The 25,329-nt window shown below is 47.3% G+C and carries 21 protein-coding genes; all 21 read left to right on the top strand.

Going from position 1 to position 25,329, the window contains the following annotated elements:
• Window positions 1-171 precede the first annotated feature (171 nt).
• The 21 genes from rpsB (at window position 172) to pnp (ending at window position 25,232) form a co-directional block, all read left to right on the top strand.
• Window positions 172-870: a 30S ribosomal protein S2 gene (gene rpsB / locus RQP50_RS10750; RefSeq protein ID WP_065291886.1), complete on the top strand. Its 699-nt coding sequence runs from the start codon at window positions 172-174 to the stop codon at window positions 868-870.
• Window positions 871-1,013: 143 nt separating this feature from the next.
• On the top strand, window positions 1,014-1,667 hold the full coding sequence (gene tsf, locus RQP50_RS10745; RefSeq protein ID WP_021256524.1) for a translation elongation factor Ts: 654 nt from the start codon (window positions 1,014-1,016) through the stop codon (window positions 1,665-1,667).
• 126 nt (window positions 1,668-1,793) lie between these two features.
• Window positions 1,794-2,522: a UMP kinase gene (gene pyrH / locus RQP50_RS10740; protein ID WP_021256523.1), complete on the top strand. Its 729-nt coding sequence runs from the start codon at window positions 1,794-1,796 to the stop codon at window positions 2,520-2,522.
• Entirely contained in the window at window positions 2,522-3,076 is a 555-nt protein-coding gene (frr, locus tag RQP50_RS10735) for a ribosome recycling factor (protein ID WP_021256522.1), read from the top strand. The genes pyrH and frr overlap by 1 nt, the downstream gene beginning before the upstream one ends.
• 98 nt (window positions 3,077-3,174) lie before the next feature.
• A complete protein-coding gene (locus tag RQP50_RS10730) occupies window positions 3,175-3,942 on the top strand; it encodes an isoprenyl transferase (RefSeq protein WP_021256521.1) in 768 nt (255 codons plus the stop codon).
• Window positions 3,943-3,960: 18 nt separating this feature from the next.
• Window positions 3,961-4,761 carry a phosphatidate cytidylyltransferase gene (locus RQP50_RS10725; RefSeq protein ID WP_315745438.1) on the top strand — a complete coding sequence of 267 codons (801 nt, stop codon included), beginning with the start codon at window positions 3,961-3,963 and terminating at the stop codon, window positions 4,759-4,761.
• Between the two features lie 75 nt (window positions 4,762-4,836).
• Window positions 4,837-5,979, top strand: a complete 1,143-nt coding sequence (locus tag RQP50_RS10720; protein WP_315745436.1) for a 1-deoxy-D-xylulose-5-phosphate reductoisomerase — start codon at window positions 4,837-4,839, stop codon at window positions 5,977-5,979.
• A gap of 154 nt (window positions 5,980-6,133) precedes the next feature.
• The gene (gene rseP, locus RQP50_RS10715) at window positions 6,134-7,411 is read left to right on the top strand and encodes an RIP metalloprotease RseP (protein WP_072728758.1); all 1,278 of its coding nucleotides are present in this window, start codon (window positions 6,134-6,136) and stop codon (window positions 7,409-7,411) included.
• Between the two features lie 74 nt (window positions 7,412-7,485).
• Window positions 7,486-8,934 carry a proline--tRNA ligase gene (gene proS, locus RQP50_RS10710; RefSeq protein ID WP_028531191.1) on the top strand — a complete coding sequence of 483 codons (1,449 nt, stop codon included), beginning with the start codon at window positions 7,486-7,488 and terminating at the stop codon, window positions 8,932-8,934.
• A gap of 152 nt (window positions 8,935-9,086) precedes the next feature.
• Window positions 9,087-13,412 carry a PolC-type DNA polymerase III gene (locus RQP50_RS10705; RefSeq protein WP_072728978.1) on the top strand — a complete coding sequence of 1,442 codons (4,326 nt, stop codon included), beginning with the start codon at window positions 9,087-9,089 and terminating at the stop codon, window positions 13,410-13,412.
• Between the two features lie 174 nt (window positions 13,413-13,586).
• Window positions 13,587-14,048, top strand: a complete 462-nt coding sequence (rimP, locus tag RQP50_RS10700) for a ribosome maturation factor RimP (protein WP_072728756.1) — start codon at window positions 13,587-13,589, stop codon at window positions 14,046-14,048.
• A 90-nt stretch (window positions 14,049-14,138) separates the two neighbouring features.
• The gene (gene nusA / locus RQP50_RS10695; RefSeq protein WP_021256514.1) at window positions 14,139-15,236 is read left to right on the top strand and encodes a transcription termination factor NusA; all 1,098 of its coding nucleotides are present in this window, start codon (window positions 14,139-14,141) and stop codon (window positions 15,234-15,236) included.
• An 86-nt stretch (window positions 15,237-15,322) separates the two neighbouring features.
• Complete coding sequence (gene rnpM / locus RQP50_RS10690) at window positions 15,323-15,634, top strand: RNase P modulator RnpM (RefSeq protein WP_021256513.1); 312 nt, start codon at window positions 15,323-15,325, stop codon at window positions 15,632-15,634.
• Window positions 15,627-15,965 (top strand): L7Ae/L30e/S12e/Gadd45 family ribosomal protein, encoded by a 339-nt coding sequence (locus RQP50_RS10685; RefSeq protein WP_021256512.1) that lies wholly within the window; start codon window positions 15,627-15,629, stop codon window positions 15,963-15,965. The genes rnpM and RQP50_RS10685 overlap by 8 nt, the downstream gene beginning before the upstream one ends.
• Window positions 15,943-18,816: a translation initiation factor IF-2 gene (gene infB / locus RQP50_RS10680; RefSeq protein ID WP_315745429.1), complete on the top strand. Its 2,874-nt coding sequence runs from the start codon at window positions 15,943-15,945 to the stop codon at window positions 18,814-18,816. The genes RQP50_RS10685 and infB overlap by 23 nt, the downstream gene beginning before the upstream one ends.
• Before the next feature lie 54 nt (window positions 18,817-18,870).
• A complete protein-coding gene (gene rbfA, locus RQP50_RS10675; RefSeq protein WP_072728754.1) occupies window positions 18,871-19,224 on the top strand; it encodes a 30S ribosome-binding factor RbfA in 354 nt (117 codons plus the stop codon).
• 70 nt (window positions 19,225-19,294) lie between these two features.
• Window positions 19,295-20,293: a DHH family phosphoesterase gene (locus tag RQP50_RS10670; RefSeq protein WP_072728753.1), complete on the top strand. Its 999-nt coding sequence runs from the start codon at window positions 19,295-19,297 to the stop codon at window positions 20,291-20,293.
• Entirely contained in the window at window positions 20,290-21,210 is a 921-nt protein-coding gene (gene truB, locus RQP50_RS10665) for a tRNA pseudouridine(55) synthase TruB (protein WP_315745427.1), read from the top strand. Before RQP50_RS10670 ends, truB begins: the two co-directional genes overlap by 4 nt.
• A gap of 173 nt (window positions 21,211-21,383) precedes the next feature.
• Window positions 21,384-22,361 carry a bifunctional riboflavin kinase/FAD synthetase gene (locus RQP50_RS10660; protein ID WP_315745426.1) on the top strand — a complete coding sequence of 326 codons (978 nt, stop codon included), beginning with the start codon at window positions 21,384-21,386 and terminating at the stop codon, window positions 22,359-22,361.
• Window positions 22,362-22,556: 195 nt separating this feature from the next.
• Window positions 22,557-22,826 (top strand): 30S ribosomal protein S15, encoded by a 270-nt coding sequence (rpsO, locus tag RQP50_RS10655; protein WP_065292596.1) that lies wholly within the window; start codon window positions 22,557-22,559, stop codon window positions 22,824-22,826.
• A gap of 201 nt (window positions 22,827-23,027) precedes the next feature.
• Window positions 23,028-25,232: a polyribonucleotide nucleotidyltransferase gene (pnp, locus tag RQP50_RS10650; RefSeq protein ID WP_072728751.1), complete on the top strand. Its 2,205-nt coding sequence runs from the start codon at window positions 23,028-23,030 to the stop codon at window positions 25,230-25,232.
• Window positions 25,233-25,329: the final 97 nt, after the last annotated feature.

The following is a 25,329-nucleotide window of genomic DNA, read 5'->3' as shown; positions in this document are numbered from 1 at the left end:
GGATAAAGTGGTTGCAACTGGGTAGGCGTTATGGTATATTAAATGACGGTGTTAAGAACACACGTCAGTGTATTTCAGTGAGGGTGCTTTCTGTCGGGTTGACTGCGGGAAGTCTCAACGAAAGAGGATACTGGCGGAGGATAAATAACCATATTAGGAGGTGTAGTGAAGATGGCAGTTATCTCCATGAAACAGCTTTTGGAAGCTGGGGTACACTTCGGTCACCAAACACGTCGTTGGAATCCGAAGATGGACAGATATATCTTCACAGAACGTAACGGTATTTACATCATTGACTTGCAAAAGACAGTGAAAAAGGTCGAGGAAGCTTACAATTTTGTAAAATCCGTCGGCGAAGAAAATGGAACAATCTTGTTCGTAGGTACGAAAAAGCAAGCTCAAGATTCCGTTAAGGAAGAAGCTGAGCGTTGCGGCATGTACTACATCAACCAACGTTGGTTGGGTGGTACTTTGACTAACTTCGAAACAATCCAAAAACGTATCGATCGCTTGAAGCTACTCGAAACGATGGAAGAAGATGGAACATTCGAAGTTCTTCCGAAGAAAGAAGTTATCATTCTTCGCAAAGAAAAAGATCGTCTCGAGAAGTTCTTGGGCGGTATCAAAAATATGAAAGGTTTGCCTAGCGCGTTGTTCGTAATCGATCCACGCAAAGAGCGTATCGCAGTTGCGGAAGCTCGTAAACTGGGTATCCCAATCGTAGGTATCGTTGATACAAACTGTGATCCGGACGAAATCGACTACGTTATCCCTGGTAACGACGATGCAATCCGTGCAGTTAAATTGTTGACTGCTAAGATGGCTGATGCAATTGTTGAAGCTCATCAAGGCGAAGAAACAACAGCGTAATTTTGGAATACTAATTGGATGAACAAAAGGGTGGTTGGCAGGTGGTTCACCTCTCGCCGCCCTTTTTTTAAGCTGTATAACGTTCGGTGCCGTTAATCGTACATATACGTGGGTGCCAATTTATTGATGGAGGGAAATACGACATGGCAGTAAATGCGAGTGCAGTAAAAGAATTGCGCGAAAAAACAGGCGCAGGTATGCTGGATTGCAAAAAAGCATTGGAAGAGGCTAACGGCGATTTGACGAAAGCAGCTGAATTGCTTCGTGAGAAAGGCCTTGCAGCAGCAGCTAAGAAATCCGATCGTATCGCAACGGAAGGTGTGGTTGAGTCTTACATCCACGCTGGCGGACGTATCGGCGTATTGGTTGAAATCAACTGCGAAACAGACTTCGTAGCAAAAACGGACAACTTCAAAGATTTCGCTCGTGATGTAGCTATGCAAATCGCAGCGACTGCTCCAAAATATGTTCGCCGCGAAGAAGTTTCTCAAGAGGAAATCGAGAAAGAAAAAGAAATCTTGAAAGCACAAGCATTGAACGAAGGCAAGCCTGAAAAAATCGTTGAAAAAATGGTTGAAGGCCGCATCGGTAAATACTATGAAGAGTATTGCTTGATGGAGCAATCCTTCATTAAAGACCCAGACAAAACAATCGAAACGTTGCTGAAAGAAAAAATCGCAACAATCGGTGAAAACATTTCTATCCGTCGCTTCGCTCGCTTCGAGCTTGGTGAAGGCTTGGAGAAAAAAGAAGATAATTTTGTTGAAGAAGTTATGGCTCAAGCGAACCTGAAGTAATCTTTTCTTTTTGAAAAGAGAGCATTCGAACGCGGCTACTACGTAATCAACAGACGCGCTTAAAAGTTGGAACACATCGTGTTCCTTCTTTTTTAGCGGCCGTTATGGAAAAGTGGAGGGTATACATTGAAACAACCGGTTTATAAACGTATCGTACTTAAAGTAAGCGGAGAGTCGTTGTCCGGGCAAGCTGGATACGGCATCGAATCCGAAATGATCAACTCCATTGCCGAGCAAGTGAAAGAAGTTGTAGAGCTTGGCGTAGAGGTCGCAATCGTCTGCGGAGGCGGCAACATTTGGCGCGGTATTGCGGGAAGTGAAAAAGGAATCGACCGCGGAACAGCAGACTACATGGGGATGCTTGCAACGGTTATGAACTCGCTTGCCTTACAGGATGCCCTCGAACAAATTGGCGTGCCGACTCGTGTACAAACTTCGATTGCGATGCAACAAATCGCAGAACCATATATTCGCCGTCGTGCAATACGTCATTTGGAAAAGGGACGTGTTGTTATTTTTGCAGCAGGAACCGGGAATCCATTCTTCTCGACGGATACGACAGCTGCGCTTCGTGCCGCTGAAATCGAAGCTGATGTGATCTTGATGGCGAAGAATAAAGTCGATGGTGTATACTCGGCTGACCCATTCAAGGATGAGACAGCTGAGAAGTTTGAGCAATTGACATATATGGAAGTATTGAACCGCAACTTGGGTGTAATGGATTCAACGGCATCCTCGCTGTGCATGGACAATAACATTCCGCTTATTGTATTTGCAATTACGGAGTCTGGCAATATCAAGCGCGTCGTGCTCGGCGAGAAGATTGGAACGATTGTAAAAGGGAGTGTAGAATAGTGCCACAAGCAGTGAAGAAAAACGCAGAAGAACGCATGGAAAAGGCGATTGCCGCTCTAAAACGGGAACTGGCAACATTGCGCGCTGGACGCGCAACACCTGCATTGCTTGATCGTGTTCAAGTAGAATACTATGGCGCGATGACGCCGGTAAACCAATTGGCGAACATCAGCACGCCAGATCCGCGCACGCTTATGATCCAGCCTTGGGACAAATCCTCATTGTCTGATATTGAGCGCGCAATTATGAAGTCGGATCTTGGACTGACTCCAGCTAACGATGGATCAATGATTCGTCTTGCGATTCCAGCGTTGACAGAAGAACGTCGTGCAGAGCTCGTGAAGCACACGAAGAAGTTCGGTGAAGAAGCGAAAGTTGCTGTCCGCAACATTCGTCGTGATGCGAATGATGACATCAAGAAGCTTGAGAAAACGGACATTTCAGAAGATGAGTCCCGTCGTCATCAAGAAGATATCCAGAAGACGACTGACAAATACATCGCTGAAGTTGATAAAGTATTAGTTGCTAAAGAAAAAGAAATTATGGAAGTATAAAAGTTAGACACGATAGAACCTATTCTTTTTGTTCTTCATGCCCCTCCGAACGGTGGGGTTTATTGTCTTTTTTTCATCACCGGGTTGGAGGAGACCGAATGATTAAGCGATTCCAAACATGGTTACAGCAGCGTGGAGGCCACAAGCAGCTGGAACTGATGCCGGATAATATCCCACAACATGTGGCGATCATTATGGACGGTAACGGTCGCTGGGCTAAAAAAAGGGGCTTGCCGCGCGTTGCCGGCCACCATTCAGGAATGAAAGCCGTTAAGCGCGTAACCATCGCAGCGAATGATATGGGCGTAAAAGTGCTTACGATGTACGCTTTTTCGACCGAAAACTGGAAACGCCCAAAGGACGAAGTCGATTTTCTCATGAAATTGCCACAGGAATTTTTGGCGATCGAACTCGAAGAATTGATTGAGAAAAATGTTCAAGTGCGTATGATGGGCTATCGTGACCGATTGCCTAAACATACGATTCTGGCACTTGAGGAAGCCATTGAAAAGACGAAGCACAATACAGGACTTATTTTGAATTTTGCTTTGAATTATGGTAGTCAGCGTGAAATCGTAGAAGGTGTTCGTGATATTGTACGTAAAGTGAAAACAGGTGAGATTGAAGTTGGTTCGATTGATGAGAGCATGATCCACGATCATCTCTTATCCAGCAGCTTGCCTGATCCTGATCTGCTCATTCGTACAAGCGGAGAAATGAGATTAAGTAACTTCATGCTCTGGCAAATCGCGTACAGCGAATTGTGGTTCACCAATGATTACTGGCCAGAGTTCACTGAGCGACATCTAATGGAGGCCGTTATGGAGTATCAGCGCAGAACGCGAAGATACGGTGGATTACAATAAGTTGGAGGAACAGTCTATATGAAACAGCGCATCGTTACAGGGCTTATAGCAGGACTATTGTTCGGCGCATTATGCATAATTGGCGGTCTGCCATATGAACTGCTGCTCCTCGCACTTGCCTTTGTAGGCTATTATGAATTTGCTCGAATGCATCATGTATCACCGTTCGATCTGGCATCGTTGATTGGCTACGCAACGATGTCCTTGAATGCGATTCCGTGGACAAGCTTATCAATTGGATGGAATCCGTCATTGGAGGCTATTGTATGGATCAGCCTGCTGCTGATGCTGGGTGTGACCGTATTATCCAAAAACAAAGTGTCCATTGAAGCAGTGTCACAATTGTGGCTGGGAGCATTCTATATTGGCATTGGCTTCAAATATATGATGCTAACGCGTACTTCAATGGGAGATGACGGCTTATTCTGGACGCTTATGCTGTTTGCAGCCATTTGGTCATCGGACATTGGTGCTTACTTCATTGGGCGTGCGATCGGCAAGAACAAGCTCTGGCCGTCGATTAGTCCTAATAAAACGATTGAAGGAGCAATTGGCGGTGTACTGACATCAATTATTGTGGCGCTATTATTTGCTGTCGGACGACCGGATATTGTCAGCTTGCCGCTTGCATTTGGCATTGGGATATCTGCTGCTGTTGTCGGTCAGTTCGGTGATTTGATTCAATCAGCATATAAGCGAGTCCGTGGTGTGAAGGACTCAGGTACATTGCTGCCTGGGCATGGCGGTGTTCTGGATCGATGCGACAGCTGGCTTGTCGTATTTCCATTTGTGCATTTGATCGGATTATTAACGTTGTAAATTGAACGTCATCGGCAGAACAGCGATGATGTTATCATGTAATAGATATAGCTTAATAGATGAAGAGGTGAGGTCATGAAGCGGATATCCATACTTGGATCGACCGGCTCCATCGGGACACAGACACTCGACATCATCAGACAGCATCCTGAGCAGTTTAAGGTAGAAGCGTTAGCAGCTGGGAACAATACAACATTGCTGCTTGAGCAGATACGAGAGTTCAAGCCCAGCATTGTATCGGTTCACGATAAGGCTGCAGCAGATCGCCTGCGGGAACAACTGCCCCAGGGTGTTGAACTGTATTATGGTGAAGATGGATTGGTCGAAGTGGCAGCGGGGACTGACGCCGATACGGTCGTTACAGCTGTTGTAGGAAGTGTCGGTCTGAAGTCAACGCTCGCGGCTATCGATGAAGGCAAGACGATTGCCATTGCGAACAAAGAAACGCTGGTAACAGCTGGTCATCTGGTAACAGAACGTGCACAAGCGAAAGGCGTCAAGCTGATGCCAGTTGACAGTGAGCACTCCGCTATCTTCCAATGCTTGAACGGAGAGCCGATGCGCGGAGTTCGTGCCATTACATTGACAGCATCAGGCGGCAGCTTCCGCGATCGTACGAGGGACGAGCTGGCGAATGTTACCGTTGAGGATGCACTTAAGCATCCGAATTGGTCTATGGGCGCGAAGGTGACGATCGATTCAGCAACAATGGCTAATAAAGGACTTGAAGTGATTGAAGCTCGCTGGCTGTTCGATTTGCCTTATGATCAAATTCATGTACTTATCCATCCTGAAAGTATTATTCATTCTTTTGTCGAATATTTGGATGGAAGCATTATTGCGCAATTGGGGGTTCCTGATATGCGCGTACCTATCCAGTATGCATTGGCGTATCCGGAAAGACTTCCGAATACATCGGCTTCGCTTAATTTAGCTGAGGTGGCGAAGCTTCATTTCCGTGAGATGGATACAGAGAGATTCCCTATGGTTCGTTATGCTTATGAGTGCGGCAGAACAGGAGGTACAGCTACTACCGTGTTTAATGCGGCGAACGAAGTGGCTGTAGCGAGATTCCTGCGAGGTGAAATTTCCTTCTTGGATATTGAACGTATCGTGAGTACCTTAATATCGAAACATACTGCGATTCGGCATCCGTCCTTGGAAGCTATTCAGGAGACAGATATGCGAACGCGTTCGGAGGCTCTCTCCATTTTATAATCGCCATTCACTAGATATGGATTCTCTTGTGCGGGATTGGAGAATAATGATAATCTATATAGACAAACCGCTGTCCGATTGTTATTGGGCCGTTCTTGAAGCCTAGGGTTGTACTAGGACGATTGAACACGCACACAAAGGAGGATTCTACGCAGTGCAGATGGTGCAAATCGTATTTTTAACCGTGCTCGTCTTTTTCGTTATCGTAACGATTCATGAATGGGGACATTTTATTTTCGCTAAACGCGCGGGGATTCTCGTTAGAGAGTTCGCTATCGGATTCGGTCCGAAAGTATTCTCCTATACTCGTGGGGAAACCAAATATACACTCCGGTTATTGCCAGTTGGCGGCTTTGTACGGATGGCAGGCGAAGATCCTGAAATTGTAGAGGTCAGTCCAGGGCAGACGATAGCGATACGTGTGTCCAGTGATAACAAGGTGACGAAGCTGTATCTGGATCAATTAGACATGCGCAAGCAGGTTGTGCGTGGCGAAGTGAAGACGATTGATCTGGAGCATACGTTGAAGCTGACGCTGGATGTTGAGGATGAAGAAGTTACGTACGATATTCATCCGCAAGCTAAAATGATTGTGAAGGGCGACGAAATTCAGATCGCGCCTCATGATCGTCAGTTTGGCAGCAAGACAGTGGGCCAACGGGCGCTAGCTATTTTTGCAGGGCCTTTTATGAACTTTGTGCTCGCTTTTATTTTGTTCGGCGTATCGGTATCCATTTCGGGCGTTCCGGTCGAGAACCCGACGTCTGTGAAGATTGGAGACGTATCACCAGGACTTCCTGCTGCGCAGGCACAACTGCAAAAAGGAGATATTATCGAGGAAGTGAACGGCAAGCAAATTGGCGGCAATCGTGACATGTTGATTAAGCTGATTGCTGACTCTGAAGGCAAGCCGATGACATTCCTTATTGTGCGTGGTGAAGAACGCTTCACTGCAACACTGACTCCACAGAAGGTGGAAGGTCAAGAAGGCGGCAAGGTTGGTATCGTACCGGTACTGCCAACACGAACGGCTTCATTCGGTGAGACGATGTCGTTCGCATCAACATCTATGGTGAATACGACGGAGAAGATTTTTGAAGGATTCCGCATGCTTATCTTCGGTCAATTTAAACTGGACGACTTGGGCGGTCCGGTTCGGACGTTCGAAGTAACAGGACAGATTGCGAAGAAAGGGATCGAACAGCTTACATTATGGACGGCGATTTTGAGCTTGTATTTGGGAATCTTCAATTTGCTTCCAATCCCGGCGTTGGATGGAAGCCGTCTCGTATTCCTTGGGCTGGAGGCTGTCAGAGGTAAGCCTGTTGATCCGAGCAGGGAGAGCATGGTTCATTTTGTAGGTTTTGCAATGCTCATGCTATTGATGCTTGCTGTAACCTACAATGATATATTACGATTGGTTAAAGGTTAACATTTATATCACGGTTCATTTCATTTATACTAGAATACGAATAACCGTGTTTATCGGGAGGAACGTATACCGTTATGTCGAAAGAGAAGCAGTTTGTTACGGAGATTACCCCACAGCAGGAGGACTTCTCCCGTTGGTATATTGATGTGATTAAGAAGGCGGATTTAATGGATTATTCTCCAGTCCGAGGATGTATCGTATTCCGCCCAGATGGCTACGAAATCTGGGAACATATTCGTGACGAGCTGGATCGCCGCTTCAAGGCTACTGGCCATCGTAATGCTTACTTCCCAATGTTCATACCAGAGAGCTTTTTCCAGAAGGAAAAAGAACACGTTGAAGGCTTCAATCCTGAGCTGCCTTGGGTAACCGAAGCAGGCGGCGAACAATTAGAGGAGAAGCTGGCGATTCGTCCGACATCCGAGACAATGATTGGCCATATGTACTCCAAATGGATTCAATCGTACCGTGACCTGCCTGTGTTGATTAACCAATGGGCGAACGTTGTTCGTTGGGAGAAGCGCACATTGCCGTTCTTGCGTACAAGTGAGTTCTTGTGGCAGGAAGGCCATACTGCGCACGAGACTGAGCAGGAAGCACGCGAAGAAACGATGCTCATGTTGAAAACATATCGTGAATTTGTGGAAGATTATCTCGCAATTCCTGTCATTGAAGGTCAGAAGACTCCTTCTGAAAAATTTGCCGGCGCAGTAGATACGTTCTCCATTGAAGCGATGATGAAAGACGGCAGAGCCGTTCAAGCTGGAACATCGCATTACTTGGGAACGAATTTTGCGGTTGCTTTTGATATTAAATTCTTGGGGCGTGAGAATGAACAGGAATTTGTTCATACTACCTCATGGGGGGTCAGCACCCGCCTGATCGGTTCCATGATTATGGTGCACGGTGATGACAGAGGTCTTGTATTGCCTCCGAAGGTAGCTCCTACACAGGTTATTATGATTCCAATCGGGCCAGCGAAGATGCGCGAGCAAGTTGTGGGACGAGCTAACGAGTTGTTCAGCGAATTGAAGCAAGCAGGCGTACGTGTTCGCATGGATGATCGCTCTGATATTAGCCCAGGTTGGAAATTCAATGAGTATGAAATGCGCGGCGTGCCTGTTCGCCTTGAAATTGGCCCGCGTGATATGGAGAATGGTGTTTGCGTATTGGTATCCCGCGTAACAGGCGAGAAGCGCATTGTACAGCAGGCGGATTTGGTTGAAGAAGTGAACCGCATGCTTGCTGACGTCCATCAAGAAATGTTCGAGCGTGCACGTTCCTTCCGTGATGAGCACTTCTACTCGGTAGAGACAATTGACGAGATGAAGGCACAAATGGAAGAAAAACGTGGATTTACACTTGCTGGCTGGTGTGGATCGGAAGCGTGCGAGAAGCATGTTAAGGATGAGACTGGTGCAACAAGCCGCAACATTCCATTCGAACCGCAAACGACAAAGACGAAGTGCCTTGTCTGCGGAGAAGATGCCAAGCATACGGTCGTATTTGCACGAGCGTATTAATTAGATACATGCTCCTCGTAGAAGGGGCGCAATGAAGGGAAGCTTCCATCATTGGAACATCCAACGGAACACCGGACGATGGCTCGATTGAGGGGGGCTTCTCTTTGTTCACACACTGCCACTTTGCCAATAGGTACGGCAGCAGTATGGGGTTGGGAGGTGCTTCAGTCTATATGACAGATAAACGGAAGCGATTTGAATTGTTGATGAGACAGGCGGAGGTTCCTGTTGAACTGTTAGATAGCTTTTTCCATGATGGATGGATTGATAGAGTGGAGTGCAGCCGCTCCAATAAAGAGTGGACGATTTATATAGGCAAGTCAACTGTCGTTCCGGCAGAAGCTTACCGTACGTTTTGCCTGCGTGTACAGGACAAGTTGTCCCACATTGCCAAGATTAAGATCATATTCCACTATGAAGAGCAGCTTCCAAATAAGGAGATCGTAGATGCCTATTGGAGTTTGTTCATGGAATGGGTCAAGCGAGAGGTTGCTTCAGTTAACGGTTGGCTGCACAAAGGGCAGTATGAAGTTGAGAAAGATTTGATCAAGCTTTTTTTGCCGGATGCGACATCATTAGAGCTGGCGAAGAAGAAGCAGATTGATAAATATTGCACGACGTTCTTTGAGACGTATTTCACACGCACACTTCGTGTAACGATGCAGCAGGGCAGCCATGATACGGAAGCCTATGAAGCATTCCAGCAGAAGCTGATGGAAGAAGAGCGCCAAGTTATTCAGCAAATGATGGAAGAATCAGCACGTGAAGTCGAGGAAGAAGAAGGAGAAGCGCCAGAGCGTCTGCATGTCGGATACGACATTAAGGATGAGCCGACTCCAATCATGAATGTACAGGATGAAGAGAAACGTGTCACGATTCAAGGTGCAGTATTTGGCGTTGAGATGAAGGAACTTCGCAATGGTAGTACCTTATTCACATTCAACCTAACTGATTTTTCTGACTCTATGGCGATGAAAATGTTCGCGAAGACGAAGGAAGACGTTAAAATGCTGAGCCTCATCTCGAATGGTCAATGGCTCAAAGCTCGTGGACGTGTTGAGTACGATCGCTTCATGCAAGTCCCTGAGCTTGTCATGATGCCAAATGATCTGAATGAAGTAAAGGCACCGGCAGAACGCAAGGATACTGCTGAGGAGAAGCGCGTGGAATTCCATCTTCATTCTACGATGAGTGCAATGGATGCAGTTACGTCTATCAGCGATTATGTGAAGCAGGCGGCGAAGTGGGGCCATAAGGCGATCGCGGTAACGGATCACGGCAACGTTCAGTGTTATCCAGAGGCAGCGAAGGCAGCCAAGAAAAATGGCATTAAAATGCTTTATGGCTTAGAAGCGAATGTCGTGAATGACAATATGGAAGTTGTTCTAAATGCGGACAATCGTCCGGTGAAAGATGCCATCTATACCGTATTCGATATCGAGACAACCGGTTTGTCTGTAACAAACAATAAAATCATCGAGATTGCAGCTGTCAAAATGCAAGAAGGCAAAGAAATTGATAGGTACAGCACTTTCGTCAATCCGCATGTACGAATTCCTTATAACATTCAACAGCTTACTAATATTACGGATGAAATGGTAGCTGATGCACCAGATATCGAAGAAGTGCTTCCGAAGTTTGTGGAATTTGCCCAAGATACCATTCTTGTTGCGCATAACGCGAGGTTCGATATTGGCTTTATCCAGCATAACTTGAAGCTAATGAATCTGCCAGATATGATGAATCCGGTACTCGATACCTTGGAGCTAGCGCGTTTGCTGCATCCGACACTCAAAAATCACCGACTCAATACGTTGGCAGCTAAATATAAAGTATCACTTGAGAACCATCACCGTGCGATTGACGATACGATTGCACTAGGCGGCATTCTTACGGGACTACTTCAGGACGCTCAGCAGCTTATCGGAATCGAGACGCTGGAACGCATGAATGATTATGTAGGGCAGAACCTACAAAATGCCCGTCCATTTCACTGCGGCATTTATGCGCTTAATGCAGTAGGCAAGAAAAATCTGTATAAGCTTGTGTCCATGTCTCATACAGAATATTTCAAGCGGGTAGCCTGCATTCCGAAGAGTAAACTGGTGGGGATGCGCGAAGGCTTGCTCATTATGTCCGGCTGTGAGAAAGGCGAATTCTTCGAGACCGTACTTAACAAGTCGGTGGAGGAAGCCGAGCAAGTAGCAGAGTTTTATGACGTCCTTGAAATTCAGCCTTTGACGATGTATATGCATTTGGTAGAGAAGGGTTTGGTTGGATCGACGGCCGAGATCGAAGGCGCTATTCGCAAAATTGTTCAGATTGGCGAGAAGCAGAATAAGCTCGTCGTCGCAACAGGCAATGTGCATTACCTGCATCCACGAGACAAGATGTTCCGTGATATTACCATTCATGGAATTACGGGCTTCAGTCCACTGAAGGATATTCGCAAACCGGATGCGCATTTCCGCACGACGAATGAAATGCTTCAAGAATTTGAATTTTTGGGTAAGGAACAAGCTTACAAGTTTGTTGTGGAGAATACGAACACGCTGTTGGAACGATTTGAAGATTTCGATCTGTTCCCGAAGGAATTATTCACACCGAACATCGAGGGTGCAGATCAGGAAATTCGTGATAAGTGCTACAATAAGGCAATGAGCATTTACGGGGAACCGTTGAACGATATTATTGTGCAGCGTCTGGAGAAGGAACTGGTACCAATCATTAAATTCGGATTCTCCGCGAACTATCTGATCTCAGAGCGTCTTGTGAAGAAGTCCAATGAAGATGGTTACTTGGTTGGTTCACGGGGATCCGTAGGTTCTTCCGTCGTTGCGATGTTCCTTGGTATCTCAGAAGTTAATCCGCTGCCACCGCATTATTCGTGTCGCAATCCGGAATGCAAGCACAGCGAATGGTTCACGGACGGCAGTGTGCCGAGTGGATTTGACCTGCCGAACAAGGATTGTCCGGAGTGTGGCCAGCCAATGAAGGGCGATGGACAAGATATTCCGTTCGAGACGTTCCTTGGATTTAAGGGGGATAAGGTTCCCGATATCGACTTGAACTTCTCGGGGGACTATCAGCCTGTCGCACACAACTACACGAAGGTGCTGTTCGGTGAAAAGAGTGTATTTCGTGCGGGAACGATTGGTACGGTAGCGGAGAAGACGGCTTATGGATTCGCGAAGAAATATGAAGAAGACCACGGCAAGCGATGGCGCGGAGCAGAGCTTAACCGTCTAGCAGCAGGATGTACCGGCGTAAAACGCAGCACAGGTCAGCATCCGGGCGGTATCGTCGTTGTGCCAGACTATATTGAAGTGGAAGACGTAACACCCGTTCAATATCCGGCGGATGATACAACGGCTGAATGGAAGACGACGCACTTCGATTATCATGCCTTCGAAGATAACCTGTTGAAGCTTGATATTCTGGGTCACGATGATCCGACGATGATGCGGATGCTGCAGGATTTGACAGGCGTTGATCCGACGACGATTCCGATGAATGATCCGAAGGTCATGAGTATGTTCAACTCCGTTGACGCACTCGGCGTAACGCCGCAGCAGATCCGGACACCGGTTGCGACCTTTGGCGTACCGGAGATGGGAACACGTTTCGTGCGCCAGATGCTTGTGGAAGCACAGCCAAGCACGTTCGCCGATTTGCTGCAGATCTCTGGGTTGTCCCATGGCACGGGCGTATGGCTCGGTAATGCACAGGAACTGATTAAGAATGGGATCTGTACGATTAAGACCGTAATCGGTTGTCGTGACGAGATCATGTTGTACTTAATCTACAAAGCCGGTATGGACGCTGGGCTTGCATTTAAAATTACGGAGAGCGTTCGTAAGGGCCGAGGTCTTAGTGATGAATGGATTCAAGAGATGAAAAACTGCAATGTGCCGCAATGGTACATTGATTCCTGCTTGAAGATTCAATACATGTTCCCGAAAGCCCATGCTGCTGCTTATGTTATTTCCGCGGTACGTACAGCTTACTTCAAGCTGTACCATCCAATCGAGTTCTATGCGACTTACTTTACTGTTCGTGCGGAGGACTTCGATATCGAACTATGCTGCCAAGGTTATGATGCGATCAATAAGAAGATCGATGAGATCGAGGCAAAGGGCTTCCAAGCAACAACGAAAGAGAAGGCCATGATCTCGATCTTGGAGATGGCGGTTGAAATGACAGCCCGTGGGTTCTCATTCAAGCCAATCGATCTATATCGATCAGATGCAACGAAATTCCTTGTTGATGGCAACTCGCTCATCCCGCCATTCTCTGCAGTACAAGGGATCGGGGATAATGCGGCACGCAATATTGCGGCTTCTCGCGATGGGGTGGAGTACTTGTCCATCGAGGATTTCCAGATGCGTTCCAAGGCAACGAAGACGATTGTCGAGCTCCTGAATCAGATGGGGTGCTTCCGGGGACTGCCGGAGACGAACCAATTGTCTCTGTTTTAGTGCATGATCGGAGACACCCTTGCCATATTGTAGATGGCTATGATATAATTTTTTTGGTAATCATGTGGATAAATCCGTTACGTAAAGAGTGGGGAAACCCACTCTTTCATGTTTAGTATCGGGTTCTAACATAGAGGAACATCATTATTCCTAACATTCAGGAGGTTCTTGAATTTGAGCTCAGCCAATATCAAATCGACAGTTGAGGATATGATCACACCCTATTTGGAAGAGAACAACTTCGAACTTGTCGATGTGGAATATGTGAAGGAAGGCAGCAGTTGGTTTCTTCGCGTATTTGTGGACAAGGAAGGCGGCATTGACATTGAGGATTGCGGCCGTATTAGTGAAGTATTAAGCCAGAAGCTGGACGAAAACGATCCGATTACAGACGCGTACTTCTTGGAAGTATCGTCTCCAGGTGCGGAACGCCCGCTGAAGAAGACGAAGGATTTCGTTAAGGCGGTAGGCAAGCATGTGTATGTGACTACATACGAACCCATTGGCGCATTGAAGGAGTTCGAAGGGGTTCTCACTTCCTTCGATGAACAGACGGTTGTCGTTCAAGTCGGCAAGAAGGAACATGCAATTCCGTATGAGAAGGTAGCGAGCGCACGTCTTGCTATCGTTTTTTAGGACGATTGTAATCAACGATTGGATATCGTTCTGCTGAATGTAACATTATTGGAATGAAGCCGGATTCGGCTGAAAGGGGGAACTCACCAAATGAGTATGGATTTTATTGACGCGTTGTCGGAAATCGAAAGAGAAAAAGGAATTAGCAAGGAAGTACTCATTGATGCGATTGAAGCGGCTCTGATCTCGAGCTATAAGCGCAACTTCAATACTGCACAAAATGTACGTGTAGACATCAATCGGGCAACTGGAGTAATTAAAGTATATGCACGCAAGAACGTAGTGGACGAGGTGTTGGACCCACGTCTTGAAATTTCACTTCATGCTGCTCGCGAACATAATCCGAACTACCAAATGGATGATATTTGTGAGATTGAGGTTACACCACGTGATTTTGGCCGTATCGCTGCGCAAACAGCGAAACAAGTTGTGACACAGCGTATTCGGGAAGCTGAGCGTGGTCTTATCTATAACGCGTTCATCGACAAGTCGGATGATATCGTAACAGGTATTGTACAACGTCAGGACATGCGTAATGTGTATGTAGATTTGGGTAAAGTGGAAGCAGTTCTTCCATTGAATGAGTTGATGCCGAATGAAAAGTTCAAGCACGGCGATCGCACCAAAGCATACATTACGAAAGTGGAGAACACGACCAAGGGGCCGCAAATTATTTTGTCCCGCACGCATCCTGGACTGCTAAAGCGCTTGTTCGAGCTGGAAGTGCCTGAAATCTTCGACGGCGTCGTTGAAATCAAATCGGTAGCTCGTGAAGCGGGTCAACGTTCTAAAATTGCGGTATACTCCCGCAACGAGGAAGTTGATCCAGTTGGTTCATGCGTTGGCCCTAAAGGTATGCGTGTCCAGACAATTGTTAATGAGCTGCGCGGCGAGAAAATTGATATCGTGCGCTGGTCAGAAGATGTAAGTGAGTATGTAGCGAATGCACTGAGCCCATCCAAAGTTGTTGATGTGGAAGTTCGTGAAGCTGAGAAAATGGCTCGTGTCATCGTGCCTGATTATCAGTTGTCACTGGCAATTGGGATTAAGGGTCAGAACGCTCGACTTGCTGCAAAATTGACTGGCTGGAAAATTGATATTAAAAGCGAGACTCAAGCTGATGAAGAAGGGCTTCCAATGTCTTCTGATGAGCACACACCAGATGACAGCATGGAAGTAAGCGAATAAACACTGAAGGCGCGACCAACGCCATATGAAGCGGTCGTCTCCTTCAATCAGGGATGTATGACCGAATCGTAAGGGGGGATTGAGTCATGAGAACAAGGAAAGTTCCACTTCGCAAGTGTGTCGCATGTCAAGAAATGATGCCGAAGAAAGAGCTAATCCGTGTTGTGAAGACACCACAGGACGAGGTTCTAATCGATTTGACAGGGAAGAAGTCTGGACGCGGCGCATACCTATGTGGGAAGTTGTCCTGCTTCAGACTTGCACATAAGTCTCGTGCGCTTGATCGGGCTTTGAAGCATCAGGTGAACTCTGCCATCTATGAACAGCTTGCTCAAGACTTCATCAAGGTGGAGGATGAATTCCACGCCTTGAAGGAGCAGGAGGACGATCATGAGTAAGGTCAAGTCGCAGCTAGGTCTTGCCCAGCGGGCAGGGAAGCTTGCGACTGGTGATGAGATAGTCCTCAAGGCGATTCGCAATAAGCAAGCACGCTTGGTGATTGTTGCGGCGGACGCTTCTGACAACACGAAGAAGAAGTTTCGAGATAAATGTAAGTCGTACGGGGTGCCACTTGCTATCGGATTTACGCGAACCGAACTCGGTGAGAGCATCGGGAAATTGCAACGGGTAGTATTGGCGGTAACGGATGATGGATTTGCGACCATGATGACGAACGGGCTGAAAACGATGTCGGAGGTGGAGTATATTGAGCAAACAAGAGAACACTAAGGACAAAACAAGAGTTTACGAATATGCCAAATCGCTTAATATGAGCAGCAAAGAAATTATTACGATACTCAAACGTCTTAACATACCAGTTAACAATCATATGAGCGTAATGGAGAATGATGCCGTGGGGAAAGTCGAATCGTACATGCGCACGATTAAGGAGAATGCGCAGGCGAAGCGGGAAAGCAATAGCACCCCACACCCGAAAGTGAACATCAGCCAGTCAAAAACAACAGAAGTACCAGATAGAACAGCTGGCCAATCGGCAGGAAATTCAAGTCAGGGCCAGTCGGATCAGCGCGACTCACGTGCTGGACAGCAGCAAATGCAACGTGACGGTCGCGACCATCAGCGCGAAGATAACCGAGGCGGGCGTGATGAACGTCAGGATCGCAGTAATCGCGGTGAAGGTCGTGACGGTCAAAAAGACCATAATAGACAGGGCGAGATAAACATTAATATGGATAATAGACAAGGAAACCAACAGGGGAATATGAACGGACAAGAACAACGTCGATCAGGTGAACAACAGCAAAACCAAGGTAACAGATCTAACGGCCAGCAAAGATCAGGCCAAGGCGCACCGCGTCAAGGCGGCGGCCCGCGTCAAGGTCAGGGCGGATCACGTCCAGGTCAAGGTGGCGGCCCTCGCCAAGGTGGTCAAGGTGGCGGCTCGCGTCCAGGCCAAGGCGGACAACAACGTCCGGGTCAAGGTGGCGGCTCGCGCCCAGGCCAAGGCGGACAACAACGTCCAGGTCAAGGCGGCGGCTCACGTCCAGGCCAAGGTGGCGGATCACGTCCAGGTCAAGGCAGCCAACAAAGCAGTGGTCAAGCGCGCTTTGCACAAGGCGGCCAGCAGCGTCAAGGTGATCAAGCACGTACGGGGGGCCAAGGCGCTCAGCAACGTCCGAACAGAAACTTCGGTGAGCGTAGCGATGATTTCTCCGGTGGAAGAAATCAATCAAGAAATAACAACAATAATAATAAGAGACGCTTCGATGACAACCGTAATGGCGGAGGCATGCGAGGCCGCGGCGGCAAGAACAGAGGCAGAAATAATCAACAGCAGGTACAGCGTGAGAAGATTGACAATACGCCGAAAAAGATTATTGTACGCGGTGCAATGACAGTAGGTGAATTGGCAAAATTGCTTCATAAAGACGCTTCCGAGGTTATTAAGAAGTTCTTGCTCATGGGCGTTATGGCAACAATCAACCAAGAAGTTGATTTGGATACAATCCAATTGATTGCAGACGAATTCAAGGTTGAAGTTGATTTGAAGCTGCCTGTATCCGAAGATCCGTTCGAGGAAACAGAAGAAAAAGAAGAAGATGCAGCAGACTTGGTTGAACGTCCAGCAGTTGTTACGATTATGGGTCACGTTGACCATGGTAAAACGACATTGCTTGATTCGATCCGCAAGACGAACGTTACGGGTGGAGAAGCAGGCGGTATTACGCAGCATATTGGTGCATACCAAGTTGAGTTCAACTCGAAGAAGATAACATTCCTGGATACACCAGGCCACGAAGCGTTTACGCTGATGCGTGCCCGCGGTGCTCAAGTAACGGACATTACGATTATCGTCGTTGCTGCTGATGATGGTGTTATGCCGCAAACGGTTGAGGCAATCAGCCACGCAAAGGCGGCGAACTGCCCAATTATCGTAGCTGTTAACAAGGTCGATAAGCCAGAAGCCAATGTCGATCGCGTGAAGCAGGAATTGACAGAATATGAATTGGTTCCAGAAGAGTGGGGCGGAGATACTATCTTCGTTAACGTTTCTGCGAAGCAGCGTACGGGCTTAGAAGAATTGCTCGAAATGATTCTGCTCGTGTCCGAAGTAAATGAGTTCAAGGCCAACCCGAACAAGGAAGCTCGCGGTACTGTACTCGAGGCTGAGTTGGACAAAGGCCGTGGACCTGTTGCACGTATACTCGTTCAACAAGGTACATTGAAAGTCGGAGATCCATTCGTTGCTGGCACATGCTTCGGCCGTGTTCGCGCAATGGTGAACGACCGGGGTCGTCGCTTGAAAGAAGCCGGTCCATCTACACCGATCGAAATTACAGGTCTTACAGATGTTCCACAAGCTGGCGATATGTTTGTCGCGTTCGATGATGAGCGTAAGGCTCGTTCCATTGCTGAGAAGCGTTCGACAACTTATAGAGAGAGCCAATTGGGTGCGAATACTCGTGTAACGTTGGATGACTTGTTCAAGCACATTAAAGACGGCGAGATGAAAGAATTGAACGTAATCATCAAGGGTGACGTTCAAGGTTCTGTTGAAGCACTTCGCGGCTCGCTCGAGAAGATTGAAGTTGAAGGAGTTCGCGTTAAGATTATTCACTCCGGCGCTGGTGCAATTACAGAGTCGGACATCATCTTGGCAACAGCGTCCAACGCTATCGTTATCGGCTTTAACGTTCGTCCAGACGCACAAGCGAAGATTACTGCTGATCAAGAGAAGGTTGATGTTCGCTTGCATCGTGTCATCTACTCGATTGTTGAAGAAATCGAGCAGGCGATGAAGGGTATGCTTGATCCAGAATATAAAGAAGTTGTGATCGGTCATGCTGAAGTACGCAATACGTTCAAAATCAGCAAAGTCGGTACAATCGCAGGATGTATGGTTACAGAAGGTAAGATTTCCCGCTCTGCAGAAGTACGCCTTGTTCGTGAGGGCATTGTTGTTCACGAAGGCAAAATCGACTCGCTCAAGCGCTTCAAGGATGATGCGAAGGAAGTTGCGCAAGGCTACGAGTGCGGTATTATGCTTGAGAAGTACAATGACATGAAGGAAGGCGACATCATCGAAGCCTTTGTCATGGAAACCATCGAACGCAAATAGAATGGTTTCAACTCAGATGATGTTGTAAGCTATATATGAAATGAGGTGTTTCCCATGGCGAACTTTCGCTCCGGACGTGTTGGCGAGCAGATGAAGAAGGAACTTAGCCAGTTGATCCAAACCGAGATTAAGGATCCTCGAATCGGCTTCATTACGGTGACAGGCGTTGATGTAACGAACGATTTGTCACAAGCCAAAGTGTACTTGAGTGTCATGGGCAATGAAGAACAAAAGGAACAATCCATAAAAGCATTGGAGAAGGCGAGCGGATTCCTTCGTTCCGAGATTGGCAAGCGAATTCGTCTTCGTCATACTCCAGAGCTGCTGTTCAAGATCGATTCTTCAATCGAATACGGTAGCCATATTGAAAAGCTGCTTGGTGAAATTCGCGATCGCGACAATAACTAAGTCAGCAGCATAAGAACGCACAAGTGAATCGGGCCAAGGCTCGATTCACTTGTCTGTATGGAGGTTATTAATGACTGGACTAACGACGCAATCTTATGCACAGCAGATCGAGAGAGCTAGAAACTTTATTCAAGAGGGCAATCATTTTCTTGTGGTTGCACATGTTCAGCCTGACGGAGATGCAATAAGCTCAACGTTGGCGGTAGGCTGGCTGCTTCGTCAATGGAACAAATCCTATGTCATGGTGAATGAGAATGGAGTTCCTAATAAGCTAAATTATTTGCCGGGCTCTGATCAAATCAACGTACATGCAGAACTTGAAAACATTGCTGCCAAGCCATTTGATACCGTAATTTGTGTGGATTGTGCGGACTATGCGCGCATCGGAAAAATAGCAGAATGGATCGATAAGGATGCTCGTATTTTAAATATTGATCATCATCCAACGAATGACCACTATGGGGAAGTTGCAGTCATCCGCGAGGATGCTGCGGCGACCGTTGAGATATTATTCGATATGATTGCTTCCTACGGGCTTACACTCGATTTAGAGGTAGCGACAGTACTGTATACTGGCTTGCTAACTGACACGGGGGGATTCCGGTACAGCAACACGACACCACATGTGATGACGATCGCATCTGAGCTGCTTAAGCAGGGTGTTAACGGCAATGACATTGCGGATCGATTGCTTGAGAAGATGTCGATGGCACAGATGCAGCTTATACAACGCGGCCTGTCGAGATTGGCATTTAGCGAGGATCATCGAATTGCCTGGTTGTACGTGACTCCTCAGGATATGCAAGAGACCGGGGCGCTTAATGAAGATCTGGAAGGCTTGGTCAATTATCCACGCAATATCGATGGTGTAGAAGTTGGTCTCTTATTTAAGCAAGTAGATGACACAGGAGTAAAAGTGAGTATGCGTTCCGCAGGGCTTGCTAATGTGGCTGAGATTGCTCAATCCTTTAGTGGAGGCGGTCATGTCCGTGCAGCAGGCTGCAAGCTTACTGGTACTTTAGAAGAAGTCATTACCATTGTAATAGAACGGGTGAAGCAAGCTTTATGAGTAACTATCATGGTGTATTACCCGTATGGAAGCCTGAGGACTGGACGTCCCATGACGTAGTTGCCAAAGTACGCCGCCTTATTTGGGAGAAGCGTATCGGGCATACGGGAACATTGGATCCGAAGGTTGTTGGAGTGCTGCCGCTATGTATAGGCAAGGCGACACGGATCGTTGAGTATTTGCAGGAGATGCCTAAGCAGTATGAGGCAACCCTCCGATTCGGTGTATCAACAGATACCGAGGATCTAAGTGGAGAGGTACTGGAGCGCTCGGACGCTTCGCATTTGACGGAAGAGATGATTCGTGAGACGATTCTATCCTTTATCGGGGATATCGAACAAGTGCCTCCGATGTACTCCGCTGTTAAGGTAGACGGAAAGCGACTGTATGATCTAGCGCGTGAGGGGAAGACGGTGGAGCGTAAAGCGCGCCAAGTTACGATCCATAACATTGATCTTCTAGATATACAGTTAGGCACCTCTGAACCGGAAGTACGATTCCTAGTTGAGTGTTCCAAAGGAACTTATATCCGAACACTATGTGTTGATATCGGTCGTAAGCTTGGCGTTCCATCTACAATGGCGAAGCTGATGCGTACGGTATCTGCCGGGTTTGTTCCTTCACAATGTGTAACCTTCGATCAGATTGAGCAGGCTGTCGCGGATGGAACATTTGAAACGATGCTTCTATCTGTGGAGGATGCAATCTCAGATATGCCTAGAATTCAGGTCTCTGAGAAGTTTGCCCACTATGCATTGACCGGCCGATCAATTCCTTTGCACGCTTTACAGCCGAAACCTTTGACGAATGGTACGATTCGATTGTATGATGAACAAGGAACGTTCTATGGGATATTCCAAGTTCCACAGGGGCAATCGGTATTGCGTCCTGTGAAGGTATTTCTTCCGAACGAGTAATGTATATAATGCTGTGCGCGATTCGAGCAGGCAATTGACTCGACTTGCGCTAGCTTTTGTCTACTCTTGTGAAAGGGAGAACATACTAGTAGGTAGGAACTTTGGTTTACTGTCCGTGTAACTGGATTGGGAGTTTAACCACAAATCGATAATACGCAGGGGCTCTGATTACAATGGAAACGATAGCATTACATGCAGCGCTCGATGATTCGAGCTGGCGACTGCAGGAGCAGCCGCAAGTATTAATATTAGGACATTTTGACGGTATTCATGAGGGACATGTACAGGTCATTCGGCATGCGTTGGACTACGGGAAGCAACATCAATTGCCCGTAGGTCTGATGACTTTCCATCCACATCCCAAGGGAGTATTCGGCAAGCCGGAGTATGAACGATTCATTACGCCATTGTCGGAGAAAAAACGGATTTTGAGTCAGCTTGGGCTTGACCGTTTGTATGTTGTACATTTTGATTTGTCATTCGCTAAGGTTACCGCGCAGCAGTTCGCAGAAGCGATCTGCCGTATGAAGGTAAAACACGTCGTTGTCGGCTTCGACTATCGCTTTGGTCATGGTGGAGAAGGCACTGCGCAATTGCTGCAGGAATGGGGCAAGGGCTGCTTTACTGTGGATATCATACCGGCACATAATGATGTTGAGACCGCAGTGAAGGTGAGCAGCACTCGGATTCGCGAGAGTCTGCTGCAAGGTGATGTTGTCAATGCGAATCGACTGCTAGGCCGAACGTATATCATTCGCGGCGAGGTTGTTCACGGTGACGCCCGTGGTCGTACGATGGGCTTCCCAACTGCGAATGTCCGGGCAGAAGAAGCATATGTCATCCCAGCGAATGGCGTATATGCAGTGAAGGTGCTGGTTCACGGGACGTGGCATGATGGGGTGCTGAATATTGGCTTGAAGCCGACATTCAAGACGGGAGAAACCGTTCAATCGGTTGAAGCGCATCTGTTTGATTTTGATCAAGATATATACGGGGAGACCGTAACGGTTGCCCTGATGAGCTACATTCGTCCAGAGCGCAAGTTCAGCTCCATACAAGAGCTGATCGCACAGATTACTGCGGATTCAGAGGAAGCGCGCCAACGTCTAAGCACGATGAATAAGGCGCCTGCAGTAACAATTGGCGTCTAATATTGTGCACAATATTCTTAGCCTTCTATCTTTGTACGAATTGATTGCTAAGACTTGTTTTACTTTTGTAGATGGAGATGCTATACTAATAACGTTGTCGTGAAAAACGACCTGTCCATAGCTTGGTTATTCGATCTCACCGTCGATGACGAGGCTAATGGCGTAAACTAACACATATTTTAGGAGGTGAATAGGATGGCTATGACTCAAGAGCGTAAACAACAGCTTATTGAAGAACATAAGACGCACGCTACGGATACAGGTTCTCCGGAGGTGCAAGTCGCTATCCTTACTGAAAACATCGTAAACTTGACGGACCATCTTCGTACACACAAGAAGGATCATCATTCCCGTCGTGGTTTGATGAAAATGGTAGGTCAACGCCGTAAGTTGTTGGCTTATGTGAAGAACAAAGATGTTAAACGCTACAGCGCATTGATCGCAAAACTCGGTCTTCGCCGTTAATAGCACGAACCAAAGCAGCCTGGTTGTTCATTGCCGCTTCTTATCGCGGCATGCAACCGGGTTGCTTTTTAGTGATTGCATATGATGCTACATATTGTGATAGTAGACAAGCTTCCATCAGGACGGTATTTCAAATGAAATGCAGGAAATAATGGGAGTAGTAACGAAGAATATAAACTGAACCACTTAAGGAGGGATCCGATGAACCGCATCGAGATGGAACTTGGCGGCAGAACGCTTGTCCTGGAAACGGGTCGTTTGGCTAAGCAAGCAAATGCCGCAGTCAAAGTCGAGTACGGTGATACAGTCGTATTGTGTACCGTTACCGCATCGAAGGAACCTAAAGATCTAGATTTCTTCCCATTGACTGTCAATTACGAAGAACGATTATATGCTGTAGGTAAAATTCCTGGAGGATTCATCAAGCGCGAAGGTCGTCCAAGTGAGAAAGCGATTCTTGCCAGCCGCCTTATTGACCGCCCAATCCGCCCATTGTTCCCGGAAGGTTTCCGCAATGATGTGCAGATCGTGGATTTGGTTATGAGCGTGGATCAAGACTGCCCACCAGAAATCGCGGCAATGATCGGAACATCCGCTGCATTGACGATATCTGATGTGCCATTTAATGGCCCTATCGGCGGCGTGATTGTAGGTCGTATTGACGGTCAATTTATTATCAACCCAACCGTTGAACAAGAGGAAAAGAGCGATATTCACCTTGTTGTATCGGGTACAAAAGACGCGATCATGATGGTTGAAGCAGAAGCGAACGAAGTACCAGAATCGGTTATGCTTGAAGCAATCATGTTCGGTCACGATGAAATTAAGAAAATTGTAGCGAAGATTGAAGAATTCGCTGCGATCGCAGCTAAACCGAAGATGGAAGTGAAGCTTCATGCAGTTGATACAGATGTGAATACTGCTGTTCGTGCGTTCGCGCAGGAACGTCTCGTTGAAGCGATTCGTATTCCTGAGAAGCATGCGCGTCAAGATGCGATTGATGCAATCAATCAGGAAGCAGCTGCACACTTCGAACAATTGTATGTGGAAACGCCTGAGAATATGAGCGATGTGAGCGAAACCTTGTACGATATCGTGAAGGAAGAAGTTCGACGCTTGATTACACATGACAAAGTTCGTCCAGACGGCAGACAGCTTGAGGAGATTCGTCCGATCGATTGTGATACAGGACTCTTGCCCCGTACTCACGGATCTGGCTTGTTCACACGTGGACAAACGCAAGCACTCAGCATCTGTACGCTAGGCGCGCTTGGAGATGTGCAAATTTTGGATGGTCTTGGCTTGGAAGAGTCGAAACGCTTCATGCATCACTACAACTTCCCTCCATTCTCCGTAGGGGAAGCTCGTCCACTTCGTGCTCCTGGACGCCGCGAGATTGGTCACGGTGCACTCGGTGAACGTGCCTTGTCCAAGGTGATTCCGCCAGAGAGCGAATTCCCGTATACAATCCGACTTGTATCCGAGGTCATAGAATCTAACGGTTCTACTTCCCAAGCAAGTATTTGTGCAAGCACACTTGCGATGATGGATGCAGGGGTTCCGATCAAGGCACCAGTTGCAGGTATTGCAATGGGTCTGATCAAAGACGGGGAACACTTCTCCATCTTGTCCGATATTCAAGGTATGGAAGACCACCTCGGCGACATGGACTTCAAGGTTGCTGGTACAGCTGAAGGTGTTACAGCCATTCAAATGGATATCAAAATTGATGGTATCGACCGCAGCATCTTGACACAAGCGTTGGATCAAGCACGTGCAGGACGTATGCACATCTTGGGTAAAATGAATGAAGTTATCCAAACTCCACGTGAATCCTTGTCACAGTATGCGCCTAAGATCTTGACGATGCATATTAATCCAGATAAGATCCGTGATGTTATTGGTGCCGGCGGTAAAGTCGTCAACAAAATCATCGAGGAAACAGGCGTCAAAATTGACATCGAGCAGGATGGCCGCATCTTCATCGCATCTACAAATGCAGAGTCCAATGAGCGTGCCCGTGAAATTATCGAGGGTATCGTGAAGGAAGTTGTCGTTGGTGAAGTATACACAGGAACAGTGAAACGCGTTGAGAAGTTCGGTGCATTTGTTGAAGTGCTTCCAGGCAAGGAAGGACTTGTGCATATTTCTCAATTGTCAACTGAGCGTGTAGAGAAAGTTGAAGATGTCGTGAAAATTGGCGATAAGCTTGAGGTTAAGGTTGTCGAGATTGACCAACAGGGACGCATCAATTTGTCCCACAAAGTGCTGCTTCAGCCTGCACAGACAGAAGGAACTGCAAGCTCCGAAGCTGCAGCTACAGAACGTCCACGCAGCAGCAGACCACCACAAGGGGGCGGCAATCGTCCACCTCGCGGACCGCGTCCGTCTAAGCCGCAAAGCTAAGTCGGATACAGCGAGCAAGACAAGCCTGAGAAGGCAACATACGTAGCAAGGAAAGAGGCAGACTGGTTTCTGGCTCTTTTTTTGATGCAAAAAATAG

Source organism: Paenibacillus suaedae, assembly GCF_032337355.1.
Lineage (GTDB): Bacteria > Bacillota > Bacilli > Paenibacillales > Paenibacillaceae > Paenibacillus_B > Paenibacillus_B suaedae.
The sequence above is the reverse complement of the archived record's forward strand: the minus strand, read 5'-3'. Positions and strand labels throughout refer to the sequence as shown.

Bases quoted from the DNA above. Each gene is read 5' to 3' on its own strand.
- rpsB (WP_065291886.1), top strand. From the start codon at position 172: ATGGCAGTTATCTCCATGAAACAGCTTTTGGAAGCTGGGGTACACTTC.
- tsf (WP_021256524.1), top strand. From the start codon at position 1,014: ATGGCAGTAAATGCGAGTGCAGTAAAAGAATTGCGCGAAAAAACAGGC.
- RQP50_RS10730 (WP_021256521.1), top strand. From the start codon at position 3,175: ATGATTAAGCGATTCCAAACATGGTTACAGCAGCGTGGAGGCCACAAG.
- RQP50_RS10725 (WP_315745438.1), top strand. From the start codon at position 3,961: ATGAAACAGCGCATCGTTACAGGGCTTATAGCAGGACTATTGTTCGGC.
- RQP50_RS10720 (WP_315745436.1), top strand. From the start codon at position 4,837: ATGAAGCGGATATCCATACTTGGATCGACCGGCTCCATCGGGACACAG.
- proS (WP_028531191.1), top strand. From the start codon at position 7,486: ATGTCGAAAGAGAAGCAGTTTGTTACGGAGATTACCCCACAGCAGGAG.
- nusA (WP_021256514.1), top strand. From the start codon at position 14,139: ATGAGTATGGATTTTATTGACGCGTTGTCGGAAATCGAAAGAGAAAAA.
- rnpM (WP_021256513.1), top strand. From the start codon at position 15,323: ATGAGAACAAGGAAAGTTCCACTTCGCAAGTGTGTCGCATGTCAAGAA.
- RQP50_RS10685 (WP_021256512.1), top strand. From the start codon at position 15,627: ATGAGTAAGGTCAAGTCGCAGCTAGGTCTTGCCCAGCGGGCAGGGAAG.
- rbfA (WP_072728754.1), top strand. From the start codon at position 18,871: ATGGCGAACTTTCGCTCCGGACGTGTTGGCGAGCAGATGAAGAAGGAA.
- RQP50_RS10670 (WP_072728753.1), top strand. From the start codon at position 19,295: ATGACTGGACTAACGACGCAATCTTATGCACAGCAGATCGAGAGAGCT.
- truB (WP_315745427.1), top strand. From the start codon at position 20,290: ATGAGTAACTATCATGGTGTATTACCCGTATGGAAGCCTGAGGACTGG.
- RQP50_RS10660 (WP_315745426.1), top strand. From the start codon at position 21,384: ATGGAAACGATAGCATTACATGCAGCGCTCGATGATTCGAGCTGGCGA.
- rpsO (WP_065292596.1), top strand. From the start codon at position 22,557: ATGGCTATGACTCAAGAGCGTAAACAACAGCTTATTGAAGAACATAAG.
- pnp (WP_072728751.1), top strand. From the start codon at position 23,028: ATGAACCGCATCGAGATGGAACTTGGCGGCAGAACGCTTGTCCTGGAA.